A 15120-nucleotide genomic window follows, 5' to 3' on the forward strand; every position below is an offset into this window, starting at 1 on the left:
TAGGGGGGGACACGTAGCAAACGCGACGCGCTAAGGCTTTGCTAAGTTTGGGGTGAGAGTTTTAGGCTAATTGCTGACCAGTATTGGGAAACTGCGAGAGATGAGAATCTTGTTGGTGGAAGACGACCCGCACATCGGCGATGCCGTGTGCCAAGCATTGCGGGATGCGTGCTACACCGTTGACTGGGCGACCGACGGGCGGGCAGCCTTGACGGCGGCTACGACGGAAAACTATGCAGTCGTCATGCTCGACCTGGGGCTTCCGGAACTGGATGGATTGAAGGTATTGCGAGAACTTAGAGCCCACGGAAGCCGCGTGCCCGTTCTGGTCATCACAGCACGCCATGCAGTGGAAGACCGCATTGCCGGCCTGGACTTGGGCGCGGACGATTACCTGGTGAAGCCTTTCCATGTCGGTGAACTTCTCGCTCGAGTGCGCGCGCTTGCACGGCGCCAAGGACCGGACGTACCGCCGGTGCTACAGAACGGTAGCCTGTCGCTGGACCCTGCTACCCACGAGGTCTGGTACCAGGGCACGCAGCAGCAGTTGTCCGCGCGCGAGTTCGCCGTGCTCTACGAATTCCTCCGTCGGCCCGGCATCATTCTTTCCCGCAGTGACCTGGAGCAGCGTATCTATGGTTGGAATGAAGAAGTCGAAAGTAATGCGGTCGAATTCCTCATCCACAGTCTGAGGAAAAAGCTCGACAGCAGCGTCATTAGGAACATAAGGGGCGTCGGATGGATGATTCCAAAGGTACAGTGAACCGGTCCCTGCTATGGCTGCTATCCGTTTCGATATGCGGGACGATTCTCGTCGTCGGCATTTTCGGCGCGCTGGCTTCGTTTTGGTTTGCTTTCGAAGAAGTGCGAGACCTTCAGGACGACGAGTTGCGGGAAATTGCTCAGCTGGTGTCACTGGGTGACAAAGACGCAATTTCTTCAGAGGCACATCCACCAGTCGATGATGAGCCGGAAATGCGGGTCTGGGTGATTCGCATGACAAAGGCAGGAGGGAACATCGCGACGCCAGACCTATCGCTTTCCCTGCCGCCTAATCTTTCGGATGGCTTGCACACGGTCGACTCGAAGGGCGAGTCCTGGCGTCTCTATGTCAGGACGTTGAATGAAGGTTATGGCCTTGCAGTCGCCCAGCGGACTTCCGCAAGAGACGAAATTGCCAGGGATAGCGCGCTCCGTACCTTGACTCCGTTCCTGTTGGTCATTCCAATCTTGATTGTTCTGGCTGGGTTCCTCATCCGGTTTTTGCTTCGCAAGGTCGGCGAGGTATCGGAGGAAGTCGATAAAAGGGACGATACGGACCTCGCGCCGCTTTCTCTTCAAGGCGTGCCGGCCGAAATCGTTCCCTTTGTTACGGCAACCAATCGATTGCTTGACCGCGTCAAGGAAGCGCTGCAACAACAACGGCACTTCGTAGCAGATGCGGCGCATGAGCTGCGCTCCCCAGTAACAGCGATGACCCTGCAACTGGAAAACGCGATGGCGACCGGCGCAATTCCCGGCACCTTGGCCAGCCGTCTCGCTCCACTAGGGGTGAGTCTTGAGCGCATGCGCGAGTTGGTCGAGCAACTGCTTCTGTTGGCCAAGTTGGAGGCTGGCGCGCCGGTGAACTACCAGAGGATGGATGGAAGGAACGTTGTTGTGGAAGCCTTGGGCGAAATATTCCCTCTTGCCGATTCCCGGAATGTCGACCTGGGTCTGGTAATCGGCGAGGAGCTGGGGCTCTATGGAAGCGAGCATGATTTTCGGACGCTCGTCAGAAATGCCATCCAAAACGCTGTGCTGTATACGCCGCCCGGTGGCAAGGTTGACGTTCGCCTCTATCGTGATGCAAACAATGCCGTCTTGGAAGTTGAGGATAGCGGGCCGGGTATTCCGGAAGAGCTGATGTCGCGAGTCTTTGACGCGTTCTACCGAATAGTGGGCTCCGCACAGCCGGGAAGCGGGCTTGGGCTGGCAATCGTACGCAGTGCTGCCAAGCGTTTAGGCGGCGAGGTCTCGCTTGAGAACATCCGGGCGGATGGCAAGACCGGGCTGCGGTTTGTCTACCGGCAGCAGGTAACTGGAGAATCCATTGTTCCCAGGATGGCTGCTGCGAAGATTTAATATGCTCGATTACTTCGTTAAGCTCGTCAGCCGTGCCGGGCATTGGAGCTATCTGCTCATTTTCGCTGGTGCTGCGTTGGAATCCGCTGCATTCGTTGGCCTTCTCATCCCAGGGGAAAGCCTGATGTTGGTGAGCGGATTTCTCGCAGCCCAAGGAGTCCTCGACCTGGACGTGTTGATTTGGACCATAGCGATTGGCGCCATCGCAGGTGACAGCATTGGTTACGAGATGGGGCGGCGCCTTGGTCGTCCGGCGTTGCTGCACTATGGAAGTCATTTGGGGCTGAATCAGGAGCGCGTCGACCAGGCGGATGAATTTTTCAAGCGACACGGAGGACAGTCAATTTTTCTTGGCCGATTTGTCGGCTTTGCGCACGCGATTGTTCCATTCCTTGCCGGCTCCTCACGGATGCGGTATCGCGTATTCCTACCCTACAACCTATTGGGTGCCGGACTATGGTCGTCCATCGTGGTGTTGCTTGGATACTTCCTGGGGGACAGCTGGCACTGGGCTAAGCATTGGATTGGAACCGCAAGTGCAGTCGTCGGGGGAACGCTTTTCTTCACCGTTATCCTCGTCTGGCTATATCGAGCCGCAGTGCGCAATGAAAAAGGTATTCAGCGCAGCTGGCAACGCTTCCTTCAGCGTCCAGAAGTGCTCCGGTTTCGCCTTCGGTTCGCTCGACAAATCGCGTTCATCAAGGCGCGGCTTTCGCCTGGTAGCTACCTCGGCTTGCGTTTGACGATGGGGGCGGTAATTTTGATAGGCGCCAGTTGGCTCTTCGGCGGCATTGCCGAGGACGTGCTCACTGGTGACCCGCTGACCATCATTGATGTCCGAGTCGCGAGCTGGTTTCATGAGCACGCTACGCCCGCCGTGACGCGAGTGATGTTGGCGGTTACCCATCTCAATGGGCCGCTGGCAATCTCCGTCTACGCCACCTTAGTGGCTGTGTACCTGGCATGGAAACGCAACTGGTACTGGTTGGCATGCCTGCTTGCGACGGTCCCGAGCGGCATGCTGTTAAACGTGTTGATGAAGTTTGCATTCCACCGAGCTCGTCCAAGCTTCGAACATCCAATCTTGTCGCTGACGACCTATAGCTTCCCCAGCGGTCATGCCGCGGGCAGCACGCTTTTCTTCGGACTACTGGGCACCTTCTTGATTTCCCGGTTCGGGCAATGGCGCCGAAAGGTGCTTATTGCGATTCTGGCTATAGCGATGGCGACGATTGTGTCTTTCAGCCGTGTGTATCTAGGCGCGCACTATCTCAGTGACGTCTTGGCCGGCATGACAGAGGGTGTCGCATGGCTGTCCCTTTGTCTGGTCAGCATCCATACCTACTGGGAGCACCGGGCTGCAACACGAACTCGAGCGAATGCACCGGAGAACAGAGTAAAAGGAGAGAAATGAAAACTGAACGGTATTCGACACTACGGCAGATTCCAACGGCGGTCTGGATTCTCGGCTGTGTCAGCATGTTCATGGACATCTCTTCGGAGATTATTCATAGCTTGCTCCCTATGTTTCTGGTTTCCTCCCTTGGCGCGAGCGTCGAAGCAGTGGGTCTCATTGAAGGGCTGGCCGAGGCCACCTCGCCAATTGTCAAGGTGTTTTCCGGTACCTTAAGCGACTACCTGGGAAATCGGAAATGGCTAGCGGTGGCCGGATATGCGCTTGGAGCAGCCAGCAAACCATTCTTCGCGATTGCCCCTTCAGCCGGCTTTGTGTTGACGGCGCGCGTCGTTGACCGAGTTGGCAAAGGTATCCGTGGGGCGCCGCGCGATGCGTTGGTCGCCGACATCACGCCACCGGAAAGCCGCGGCGCGGCCTTTGGCTTGCGGCAGTCACTTGATACAGTTGGGGCGTTCCTCGGGCCGCTACTCGCCGTAGGCTTGATGCTGTTATGGGCAAACGACTTCCGGCGGATTTTCTGGATTGCCGTCATCCCGGGCGCATTAGCAGTCTTGTTGCTGGCCGTCGGCGTCAAAGAGCCACGCCATGCGACCGCTGAAAAGCGGGTGAATCCAATAAGACGGGAAAGCTTGCGCCAGTTGTCTGCGGCGTACTGGTGGGTGGTCGCAATCGGCGCTGTCTTTACCTTGGCCCGGTTCAGCGAAGCGTTCCTAGTGCTGAGAGCAATGCAGGGAGGGATGCGACAGGCGCTAATTCCGCTGGTCATGGTCGCCATGAATATCGTCTACATGCTGTCGGCTTATCCGTTTGGCAAGATGGCCGATTCCGTAAGCCATAGAAAGTTGCTAGTCGTTGGGCTCGCTTTCCTCGTGGCGGCCGACATCGTGCTCGCCCATAGCAGTCATTGGACAACGGTACTGCTAGGTGTCGCGCTTTGGGGCCTTCACATGGGCATGACACAAGGCCTGCTGTCCGTGATGGTCGCACATACGGCACCGCCTGCTCTGAAGGGAACAGCGTTCGGCTTCTTCAACCTCGTGAGCGGTATCGCCATGCTTTTCGCCAGTACCATTGCCGGCGCCCTGTGGGAACGACTTGGCGCCGCAACAACTTTCTATGCTGGAGCCTTGTTCAGTGTGTTGGCGGCAATCCTGATAGTTAGCCGTGGTGTTGAGTGAGCCATCATTAAGCCGGAAAGCGGCAGTCCCGGCTCAAGCCTGTCGTTGGCCAAGAGCGATGATGCCTGCGCCGCATAAGGCCAGGCCTACGCCAATAACATCGGTCCATGTCGGCCTCACGCCGTCGACCGCCCAAAGCCAGCCGAGCGCTGTCGCGATATAGACCGCCCCGTAAGTAGCATAGACCCGGCCGCTCGCCGTCGGATGGAGAGTCAACAGCCACACGAAAATGGTTAGGCTGACGGCGGCAGGCAGCAGCAGCCAGGGACTGCCTTTATCCGTTAGCCAAAGCAGTGGTAAGTAACAGCCGACGAGCTCGGCAATAGCTGTTGCGAAGAATAGTCCCAGAGTTTTCACCATATCGAGTCGCTGCGCGGCCAGTGTTGCCCAAAGAATTGAGAGGAAGCAGCTTTCTCGGGCATTGCAGTCTGCGTCGTCAGTGTTCGGTATGGCATGCGCATTCGTGGCTTTCCGCGGACTCCGAAAGATTTTGGAGAATGCCGCATTCCTCTACGGAATGCGGTTCGCCACATTGATGACGGAGGGAGGTGAGCTGCGATTCCAGTGTGCGAAGCGCAACCATCCGGGTACGGATGCGTTCGAGATGATGGTCCAGCAGGTCGTTCACCCCCTGGCATCCGGCTGACGGGTTTCCTTTGAGGTCCAGTAGCACGCGGATGTCGGCCAACGACATCTGTAGCGACCGGCAGTGCCGGATGAACTGAAGGCGCTCCTGATGCTCTTCCTTGTATTCCCGGTAACCGGCAGCATTCCTAGCTGGCTCGTCCAGTAAGCCGGACCTTTCGTAGTACCGCACCGTCTCGACGTCGGTGCCGGCGCGTTTTGCCAATTCGCCTATGCGCATGAAAACCTCTCAAAAGCTGTTGACCCTGTAGCGACTACAGGGCTTCTAATGCAAGCTTACCTGATTACGTCATGCCGCATTTATGTCGAAACGAATCGAAATCACCGACAGCTGCTGTTCCGGAGGGCAATGCTCTTCGAGTCCGCAAGCGACGATTGGCACGGTCATGCATGAAGCAGCAAACAGCGGCGTTCAACCAACTCGGTACCGTATCCGGAATCTGTGTTGTCCGACCGAAGAGCGCCTGATTCGAAACAATCTCGAGGGGATGCGGGGTATCGAACGCCTGGAGTTCAATCTACTGAATCGTGTGCTGACCGCGCATCACGAATTGGGAATACAAGATGCGGTGCTACGCGTGCTGAAATCCATCGGAATGGAAGCTGAGCTGATGTCCGCGCCGCCGCTTTCCGAGCCGACGCCGGCGGAAAGCAACTCGACGCCGGCGGCTGGCGGGGTGGAGGTGACCCAGTACCGTATCGAAAACATGGATTGCCCAACCGAAGAGCGGCTGATTCGCAACAAGTTCGAAGGCATGCCGGGCATCGTCCAACTAGACTTCAGTTTGATGAACCGGGTGTTGAATGTTCATCATCGCCTGGAAAGCCCGGAACCCATTCTGCGGGCACTGAAATCCATCGGCATGCAAGCCGAGCCGTTGCGCGTGGATGCGCCAAGCGCTGTAGACGGCGCAGACGCGACTGTACTTGGCGCGACGCAAAAGCTGCTGCTCGCCGTTTCCGGCATATCAGCCGTAGCCGCCGAAATCATGTCTTGGCTAACCGGCTCCGAGACATCGGCGCTGATTATCGGTCTCGCCATCATCTCAATTGCGACGGGCGGCCTTCCGACGCTGAGGAAGGGATGGATTGCACTCAGGAGTCTGACGCTGGATATCAACTTTCTGATGAGCTTGGCCGTCCTCGGGGCAGTCGCCATTGGACAGTGGCCGGAAGCAGCCATGGTCGTTTTCCTGTTTGCTGTGGCCGAGCTTATTGAAAGCATGTCGCTCAACCGGGCACGGCGCGCAGTGCATGGCCTGATGACTCTCGCGCCTGAGATGGCGACAGTGCAAGGCACGGACGGTAGATGGGAAGCCATGCCGTCGCATGCGGTGCCGGTGGGAGCGTTAATGCGGGTGAAGCCGGGAGAACGCATTGCTCTTGATGGCGCGGTGGTAGAAGGTGAATCGACGGTAAACCAGGCGCCAATCACTGGCGAGAGCATGCCTGTGGAGAAGCGTAAGGGCGACACCGTCTATGCCGGCACTATCAACGAGCAAGGCATGCTGGATGTCCACGTCACAACAAACAGCGGCAACAGTACGTTGGCCAGGATTGTGCGGGTCATCGAGGAAACCCAAGGGAAACAGGCACCGACGCAGCGTTTTGTTGATATGTTTGCCCGGTACTACACGCCGGCAGTTGTGGTCATGGCAGTGCTGGTTGCGGCGATTCCCCCGGTCGTAATGGGAGCTTCGTTCGTGCCCTGGTTGTACAAGGCGCTGGTCATGCTCGTCATTGCTTGTCCGTGCGCGCTAGTCATTTCAACGCCGGTAACCGTAGTCAGTGGACTGACAGCGGCGGCCCGCCGGGGAATTCTCATCAAAGGTGGCCAGTTTCTGGAAGCGGGACATCGTCTGAAAGCAATCGCCGTAGACAAAACCGGCACGTTGACCATCGGTCATCCAGCGGTAACGTCGGTGCACCCGTTGGGAGGGGGGATGGAGCAAGAGGTTCTGCTACTGGCTGCGAGCCTCGATGCGCACTCCACCCATCCAATCGCGCGAGCGGTAGTGAAAGCCGGACCTCCTGAAAAATTCCTGCTCCCAGTTTCCCAGTTCGAAGCACTGCCGGGCCGCGGGGTAAAGGGGGTGATTGGTGGTATGACCTTCTACTTAGGCAATCACCGTCTGCTAGAAGAGCGTGGGATGTGCTCGCCGGTGGTTGAGGCGCTTCTGGATAAGCTGGAAGACGATGCACAAACCGCCATCGTGCTGTCCTCGGAGACTGGTCCGCGAGGCATTATTGCGGTTGCTGACGTCCTGCGCCCCAAGGTTTCCAGCGTCATCCAGGAGCTGAATGCGCTGGGCGTGGCGACTGTCATGCTCACGGGGGACAACGTACGGACCGCCAAACGCATCAGCGAGTTGGTAGGCATCAACAACGTCAAGGGTGAGTTACTCCCGGAGCACAAACTCGAAGAGGTGCAACGTCTGCAGTCTACCTACGGCGCAGTCGGGATGGTTGGCGACGGGGTGAACGACGCGCCGGCCTTGGCTCAGGCTGACATCGGCTTTGCCATGGGCGCCGCCGGGAGCGACACGGCAATCGAGACCGCCGATGTCGCTCTGATGGACGACGAACTGGAAAAGCTACCAGCCTTTGTGCGGCTGAGCCGACGTACGAAGAACATTCTTGTTCAAAACATCGTGCTCGCATTAGGCATAAAGGCCGTGTTCTTTGCCTTGGCGCTTGCCGGGATGGCGACGTTGTGGATGGCGGTATTTGCCGATATGGGGGCCAGTTTGCTCGTTGTCTTCAATGGCTTGCGGCTTCTTCAGCAGGCGAAGTAGCGCGATGCCTAGTAATTATGGATAACATTGGTACTGTCATGCACACAGAATCCTATGAGTGAAAAGCGTCCCATACACGAACTTGTTAAATCGGCCGTTGGCCCCGAATTCCGAGCCGCGAACTCTCCTTCGCGTATCCCTGTACCAGTCCTTCCTTCTACTGGGGTATTGAGTCCAGCTGAGCGCTGGGAATCGCTTATCTGGTCTATCGATACTGCCGAACAGCAAGGAATTGGCTCCTTGCGCGGATTGACGATTGCATTGTCCCGCTTAATTCAGGCGGAGATGCTTGAGCTGCTGCTGTTCGACGCAAGGCATTCGCACAAACCACCACTGCTGCCATCAGGCTTGCTTTGGGACGGCGACCTACCGCTAACAATTGATGGCGCAACGATGGACCAGCTCATACACCCGGTTGAACAACCAATCTTGGTGAGGTTAGAGGATGCAGCGGTCTTTCCCCGCGTGTGGGAACGTTGGCGTTTGCATCGGGCACTAGGCCGGATAGGGCCAGAGCGTGAGGATGGTCCTTATGTGCAGTCTGACAACCATTTTGGGACTGGTTGGTATCCCTGGCCGCTGGTTTGGCTGGAAAACGGTAATCACAGTACGCTGGCGGCTCAGCTTCAAGGAGGTGGGCAGTTCGCTTGCTACGCATCCTTCGATTTCACGCCCGTGCTACGTGCAGTGCGAACAGATGGGGCAAATTGGTATCGAGTCGACGATGGCACATCGCTTGGAACAGTCACATCGGTGCCCATGGCGGGAATCTTTGTCATTGGCCAGCGTCTTGTAGACTTGGCTATGAAAGTCTAAGGTGGCGATGCGGCGTGTTACGCCGCGTAGCTTAGCTATTCAAGCTTTTCTGGCCTTGCTGCCCACATAGCCCTACCGTCATGTACCCATACCGCTAACCCTGAGGGGAAAGGGGCGTTCCCAACAATTGCAAAAACTAGCCCGGACAGTATGCCTCTGGCAGCCCTAGCATGGTCAGCGGCTAGTTCGTCGTCCTCCTTAGAGGGGCGTGGGGCGGATTCCGGATGCGAATGCCAAAACCCTAAACAATGAAGTCCCTGCTTGAATAAGGCGGCACGCTCAGCGGCAAGCTTCTTTGGGTCAAAGCGAACATGTGCGTAGGAATTCCGTGCCGGGGGCAGCACAGTAGCGACCTCTACCCTAATCGTCGGCTTCGTCAGGTCGCGAGTGTAGAGTTGCCCCACAGACTCTCGGGACAGTGGACCTTTTTGGACGTGCTGCTGTAATACTGCAATCGCGTCGGCACAAAACTCGAGCGACCATGCGGCATCCGGGATACGGTATTCAAGTAGACACTTACCCATCTGCGCCTACCGTCGCCAGAAAATCTCGGGTAAGCATGGCAGCATCAAAGGGAGAAGGACTGTCCGGAACAAGCTTTCCTGTTACAGCGTCGACGCTCAACGATTCAAAATACGCGCGCGACCGTACCCAAGACCAGATAGTTGAAGTGCCGACAGTGCCATCAAGCACGGCAAGAAGGCGCTCGGCGGCAAAGCCAGCGGCCTGCCACACGTCGGCGACGCCATAGGGGTGAAACCCAGCACTGCAAGCGGGCAGGTTGACGCGGGTAGACTCCGTCCATTCCGCAATATTGATTTTCTGGTCCGCAGGGTCGCTTAATGGCCACGAGTCTGGCGCGTGAACGGAAACGACATGAGCGGCCGCACAGAAAGGTTCGACCCATGCATGGATGACCGGACAAACACCGATGGCGATGTCGCGATATTGGGCCAAGGCGACGCGGACCGAACTCTCTGCGGTGCAATCGACCACCAAGTCGAAGTCCCCAGGCCTGCATGATTGAGCAATCCAGGCCGTTGCGCTGGCTGCTTGAGCCCGTATTTCGACACCAGGCAGCTCAGTACGGAGTCGTTCAGCTAGTTGAGCAACTTTGGATTTGTGAATGGAAGATAGCCCGAGCACATGGCGAGAGCAGTTTTCCGCCTCGAACAGGTCATTGTCGATGATTTCGAGATATCCCACGCCGGCACGCGCCAGAAGTTCGATAACAGGGCTGCCAAGGGAGCCGCAGCCTAGCACAGCAATTCGTTTCCGGCGCCGCATAGACAACAGGCTCAGGCCGTGGTCCCGACTCAGCGACCAGTTCGCATCTACCCGAACGAGCGACAGTGGCTGGATTCGAGGAGACTGAACCTGCCAGACATCCGCGGGATGAATCTGGTAGCCATATGCCACGCCTTCCTGGACAAGGACCACCAGAAACGGCTGCGAGCCGCCGCGAATCCTCTCGCGCAGCCACTCCACTAACGATAGACCGCCCGCAGTGATAGAGGAAACCAAGCTATCCAGCTGCTCGAGGGTTTCTGGCCAAGTCGCCGGCGTCCATAGCTGCGAAGGCGGCATGTGAACAAACAGCGCGCGCCCTTTCGTTAGTGTTCCGTTTGCCCATCGGTGCCGCTGAGCGAGGGCCTGAGGGTCTGCCTTTCCCATGCACGCTACCATCGCGGCCGGACGTTTGCTTGGGCCCTTTTGGGAATAGACCGCGATGCTGCCTTCCGTATGCCCGGTCCATTCATCAAGGCATACGACATTCAACCGCGCTGCCGGAAGGCCGTTGGCCGCTCTCCGCTTTTTGTCGCAAAAGCGGAGCCAATAACTGAGCCTTTCGTTATGCAACTCGTCTGCTACCCAATCCGGGTCGCTTGCGTTGGTCAAGTAAGCTTCAAAAGCATGTATGACGCGTTCGACCGCTTCGCACGGGTAAACGTAGTCGGCGGGGCTGGGTTCTACCCCGAGGCAAAGCCGACCGTCCTCCTCAATATGAGGCAGCACGAGGCATAGCGCTTCGTCAGCGTAAATTCGTGCGCAGCTAGCAGGGAAATCGTTTGGAAGTACGAGCCGTACTGGCTTCCCGGCCAGTGGCGTATCTGGCACCCCAATTTCCCAGGCAGCCTTCGCTTGAATTCGCGAACCATCGACAACGCGGTGGGCAAAGGCACAACCCTCGCCATCGAGCCATTCGGCGACATTGGAGATGGCTTGCTGAAAAGGGTTCGCTGCAGTCAATCAGCTTACCCCAGAGTGTTTCTCGAGCCAGCCGGCAAGGGCGACGACGGATTACTTCGTTTGGTGGCCGGCAGGGAAGCCAAAAGACCTTGCAGCGGGGTGTGCGTGCCGAGACTTTTCTTCCATGCGTCTGCGCCAATCTGGCCGAACACGTTTCTGATGCGCAGTTCAGTCTTCTTGTCGTAATCCTCAGAGAAAAGGCCCTCGAGGTCACGCTGGAGTGCGGTATACCAGGTACGGAATTCGGCCGCCCTCTTGCCACCGTCCTTATTCCAGCGGTCAGCAAAATTCTCAGCGGGATGCCGCGGGTTTGGCACGCAGATGGCTGCGCCCTGCGGAAGGAGACCCCCTGGAATTTGTTCGACCAGTTCCAAGGCGACCTCGATAGCCGACGAGAAGTCATTAGGACGTGTTTGAGCCAGGCGCAGGTATGCACTCGCCAGCAGTGTCACTAGGATTACTGAGATAGGTGCCAACTCCTTACGTTGTGGTGCCAGCTCCCAGTAATAGTTGTCGCGGTGCAGTTTTACCAGCTGCACAGTGCGCCGAAGGATATCGTCAAGGCGAACCGGTGAATTCGGCACAGGGTCGACCTGCGTCGTGGCGTCCATCGTTAAGTGCCGTTGGACTCGCTGGAAAGGAAACCTCAATCCCGCGATATTGCAGAACCAATCAGCGAAGTCTTGAGGATTGCTTGGACTCCACACAGTATCCGGGTCGCGTACGCGAATCTTGGTGCCAGTAATCAGGCGGTTATCGGGAACCGCGGGCGTCACATCAAAATAGAACGGAAGATTCGGGTAGTTAAGCCGCCAGCACCGACGCTTCGGCTCCGGGTCGCCCGCATCGGCAACCCCGTGCAACGCTTCGCCAAATTCGGCGAAGAAAGCTTCGGACTCCTGCAAGTTCTCGAAGCGCGGGCCGGTGAGCTTGACCACGATATCAAGGTCAAAATTTTGACGGCCCCGCGGGGAGATGGTCGTTTGCGTACGCATGGAGCCTTGGACAATGACGTGCACGTCATTCTCGCCAACACCAAGCTTACGTGCGATGTGTGTGGCTAGCTGCTGATAATGCTTCGTCGCGAGGGCCAGTTCCTCTTCCGATAGCTCCAGTTTCGTCAGCATCGAAGCGATGAAGGATTCCCACTGGGCGGCCTGGTTTCTCGCTTTCAGGAGGTGGGCAAGTCGTTGTGGCATCTGGGGCATTGTTGTCATCGTTTGCTTCTTCCTTTAGGCGAGGTTGAGTACTGAGCCGGTACCTGGCCGACGCACTTCGGTGGCACCAATTTCAATGGTTTGAACAAAAGGCCCGAAGGTTGCCGGAGCGTTGACTGGGCTACGCTCATACAACATGACCGGCCGGTGGTTACGGGCTTGAAATTTCTGGCCCAGACGGACGCACGTACTTGACGGAGCGATTGCTACAAGATGAATTCGCTGTAGACGCCAGATGTCTTGAATCTTTTGCAACGCAATATCGAAAGCTTTTCCTGCCAATTCCAAATCCATTGGATGGGAAATGGCCGCATGAGACGGCGCATCGACTGTGACCTCCAAAGTGGGAAGGACGAAGTCTTCGCCATCGAAGAGGTGCCCCGGAAGTTCGGTCGATGGAATTTGGCATGTCAGGTACACCAACAGGGTGGCCTCGGCGTCCCCTTCGCGAAAGGCTCGCAGTTCGTTTACCTTGAACTTGTCGGGCGCCGGCGTCGGCACGTCCGGCCATCGCCATTGGCCCCCCTTTTTACCGGCGACCTCGTTGCGGTGAAACTGGAAGACGTGCGCCGTTCCAGATTCGCCCAGCAGGCGCCCGCTCAAGATTTGCACCGAAGTGTTATGCAGGGGGAAAACAGCAAGCGATGCCGGTGCAGCACCGCCGCGGCTGGACCCATTGAGCAGGCCACGGAGTGCCGGGATTTCGGTTTTCAACGATTCAAACAGCGTTTCCCAATAGTTCGGCGTCGCCGTGTCCCACAAGAATCCGGCATTCTGAGAAAACGTATGCGGTGTCGAGGCGGCGCGCAGCTTCCGCTCCCACATCGCTTCCTCGGCTGCCTTGCGGTCGAAGCGCACATTTTGCCCAGCGATATTCCCGCCAACGACCAATATTTGGGCGCTCGGGTATGCCAGCGTATCGAGCAGCCGCTTGACCTCAGAGACATGGCGCTCGCGCATCTCTTCCAAGACTTCACGTGGATAGGCATCGGGATTGATGCGGTCAATCAGGCGATGGCACTTGTCGCACAGCAGCATGATGTTGCTAACATCATTGGCGAGCAAGCTAGACCAAACTTTGTCCCCGCGCGGGCCGTCCGGCGACGCTGCCACAATGTGGGCCAAGTATGCGTAATTTCCTGTCGCACCATCTACATAGTGGGCACTCAGGTCATCGCCACAACCGTCGAGCTGGCACCGCCAAGCAGCGAGACGTTCAACCTCTCGCGCTACCTTTGGCGTGATATCCGCCTGTCGGCCGGTCGGCATGGTTATCTTGTCACGGTGCTTTACCCAAGCGTCAAAATCAGAACTCGTTTGGAGCGCGCTGGGTCCGTGCTCCGCGGGCGCAATCCTCGGGTCGAGCTTCGGAACGGTCACCCATTCCACCTTCTTCGCACGGATGAACGGCTTGAGAAGCGGGATTGATTTGTCGGCGATATCGCCGAGCCCGATTTCAATCCAAGCTCCGGTGGCTGGGTCATCGGTGAAAAGCTGGGAGTGAAAGGCGTCAGCTACAACCAAGAGTCTCCGGCCCGCCTTGGCAGCGCCGAGCGCGGTCAGCTTCTGGGATAGCCCTTCATCTGTAAGGTGCGACGTCATCAGGTCCTTTTTCTTGTCCAGCCTCGCACGGCAGCGAAAGTTAGCCTCTGGTTGCGCAGCAGTAACTACCAATTCTAGTGGCACCTTATCCACAGTGCAATTAATTTCTTGACTGCAAAGGGCCGGATTTGGCACCTTATGAAAATATTCGGTAAAACTACAGGAATTTCTTCAGTGGAAAAGAGTGCATACATGCCAAATCTGGCCCTCCTATCGGATGACGAGGTCTGCGCCGAAATAGGAAGGCGTCTGCGCGCGGAGCGTCTTCGCAGAGGGCTTACCCAAGTCGCCATGTCAGAACTGTCGGGGATTCCCCTACGGACTTATAAGCGTTTGGAGGCAGATGGCTCCGGCTCGATTGCGACTCTAGTCGCGGCTATTCGGGCGACTGGGCGGCTAATAGGCTTCCAACTATTGCTACCGCAACCGGAGCTGCCAGAGAAGAGAGAGCCTTTAGCCGACATCGCAAACCGCCGGCTCCGAAGGAAGGTTGCGACATAAAGTGCATGTTGCCGCCTTTCGCGTCGTCGTGCGCAACCAATAGCGACGGGCCATTGGGCACTAATTCATAACGCTCAAGATGGATGAGTCCATCTTGAGTGTCAGAACTTGATTGCCAATTATGACCACGAAAGTGTGGACAGCGAAATTAACAAAAATAGGGAGCAAAAAAGGGATAAGTGCTCGCAAAAGATTTACCCAAGTTTGCGGCTTAAGGATATAAATAGAATTATTATAATGCAAACAAAGGCGATGCCGATACCAAGAAGCACAGGTTCTGCATTTGCAACCATCTTTTCAAGAAAGGGAGAAGTCCTTATGGGGCGCTTTCGATGTTTACTCTTCGTTTCCGTAAACGTCTGCCGTTCAGAAGAGAATAAGTTGGGACATGCAAGTCCTGCAATGTCCATGTCACTAGCTTCGGGATAATGCCTAAGTATCGTCTCTGCTTGATATCGGATACTTTCAGGGACTTCCTCTTCTCTGGCCGGATACGCCAAGAATACGAGTAATTGACGAGCATCGAGGACCGCGCGCGTCCGTTCTTCAGGGGTCGTCATAGTGCATTGTCCTTT

13 protein-coding genes are annotated in these 15120 nt (G+C 56.9%); 6 read left to right on the plus strand and 7 right to left on the minus strand.

The annotated features are described in order from the left end of the window. Nucleotides 1-100: 100 nt before the first annotated feature. From JJB74_RS08710 to JJB74_RS08725, 4 genes are read left to right on the plus strand one after another with little or no spacing between them, the layout of a single operon-like run. The gene (locus JJB74_RS08710) at nt 101-763 is read left to right on the plus strand and encodes a response regulator transcription factor (RefSeq protein ID WP_200591465.1); all 663 of its coding nucleotides are present in this window, start codon (nt 101-103) and stop codon (nt 761-763) included. Further along, the gene (locus JJB74_RS08715) at nt 739-2124 is read left to right on the plus strand and encodes an ATP-binding protein (RefSeq protein WP_200591466.1); all 1386 of its coding nucleotides are present in this window, start codon (nt 739-741) and stop codon (nt 2122-2124) included. Before JJB74_RS08710 ends, JJB74_RS08715 begins: the two co-directional genes overlap by 25 nt. Nucleotide 2125: 1 nt before the next feature. Then, nucleotides 2126-3538, plus strand: coding sequence for a bifunctional DedA family/phosphatase PAP2 family protein (locus JJB74_RS08720; protein ID WP_200591467.1), 1413 nt, complete (start codon nt 2126-2128; stop codon nt 3536-3538). Next, nucleotides 3535-4719, plus strand: coding sequence for an MFS transporter (locus JJB74_RS08725; RefSeq protein ID WP_200591468.1), 1185 nt, complete (start codon nt 3535-3537; stop codon nt 4717-4719). Before JJB74_RS08720 ends, JJB74_RS08725 begins: the two co-directional genes overlap by 4 nt. Before the next feature lie 33 nt (nt 4720-4752). Here JJB74_RS08725 and JJB74_RS08730 read toward each other — a convergent pair whose 3' ends face one another. Both JJB74_RS08730 and cadR read right to left on the minus strand, forming a co-directional pair. Continuing rightward, nucleotides 4753-5079: a YnfA family protein gene (locus tag JJB74_RS08730; RefSeq protein ID WP_200591469.1), complete on the minus strand. Its 327-nt coding sequence runs from the start codon at nt 5077-5079 to the stop codon at nt 4753-4755. Nucleotides 5080-5155: 76 nt separating this feature from the next. After that, nucleotides 5156-5584, minus strand: a complete 429-nt coding sequence (gene cadR, locus JJB74_RS08735; protein ID WP_200591470.1) for a Cd(II)/Pb(II)-responsive transcriptional regulator — start codon at nt 5582-5584, stop codon at nt 5156-5158. An 82-nt stretch (nt 5585-5666) separates the two neighbouring features. Here cadR and JJB74_RS08740 point away from each other — a divergent pair, with 82 nt between their 5' ends. After that, complete coding sequence (locus tag JJB74_RS08740) at nt 5667-8159, plus strand: heavy metal translocating P-type ATPase (RefSeq protein ID WP_407672297.1); 2493 nt, start codon at nt 5667-5669, stop codon at nt 8157-8159. A 240-nt stretch (nt 8160-8399) separates the two neighbouring features. After that, nucleotides 8400-8975 carry a DUF6710 family protein gene (locus JJB74_RS08745; protein ID WP_200591471.1) on the plus strand — a complete coding sequence of 192 codons (576 nt, stop codon included), beginning with the start codon at nt 8400-8402 and terminating at the stop codon, nt 8973-8975. Nucleotides 8976-9010: 35 nt separating this feature from the next. Here the strand turns inward: JJB74_RS08745 and JJB74_RS08750 are convergent, their stop codons facing one another. From JJB74_RS08750 to JJB74_RS08770, 5 genes are all read right to left on the minus strand, one after another. Beyond that, nucleotides 9011-9499 carry a Mov34/MPN/PAD-1 family protein gene (locus tag JJB74_RS08750; RefSeq protein WP_200591472.1) on the minus strand — a complete coding sequence of 163 codons (489 nt, stop codon included), beginning with the start codon at nt 9497-9499 and terminating at the stop codon, nt 9011-9013. Next, the gene (locus tag JJB74_RS08755) at nt 9492-11225 is read right to left on the minus strand and encodes a ThiF family adenylyltransferase (protein WP_200591473.1); all 1734 of its coding nucleotides are present in this window, start codon (nt 11223-11225) and stop codon (nt 9492-9494) included. Before JJB74_RS08755 ends, JJB74_RS08750 begins: the two co-directional genes overlap by 8 nt. A 5-nt stretch (nt 11226-11230) precedes the next feature. Beyond that, the gene (locus tag JJB74_RS08760; RefSeq protein ID WP_200591474.1) at nt 11231-12442 is read right to left on the minus strand and encodes a nucleotidyltransferase domain-containing protein; all 1212 of its coding nucleotides are present in this window, start codon (nt 12440-12442) and stop codon (nt 11231-11233) included. Between the two features lie 15 nt (nt 12443-12457). Next, nucleotides 12458-14044, minus strand: a complete 1587-nt coding sequence (locus JJB74_RS08765) for an SAVED domain-containing protein (protein ID WP_200591475.1) — start codon at nt 14042-14044, stop codon at nt 12458-12460. 695 nt (nt 14045-14739) lie between these two features. Next, a complete protein-coding gene (locus tag JJB74_RS08770) occupies nt 14740-15105 on the minus strand; it encodes a BPSL0761 family protein (protein WP_200591476.1) in 366 nt (121 codons plus the stop codon). Nucleotides 15106-15120: the final 15 nt, after the last annotated feature.

The organism is Noviherbaspirillum pedocola, from assembly GCF_016632335.1.
GTDB lineage: Bacteria > Pseudomonadota > Gammaproteobacteria > Burkholderiales > Burkholderiaceae_D > Noviherbaspirillum_A > Noviherbaspirillum_A pedocola.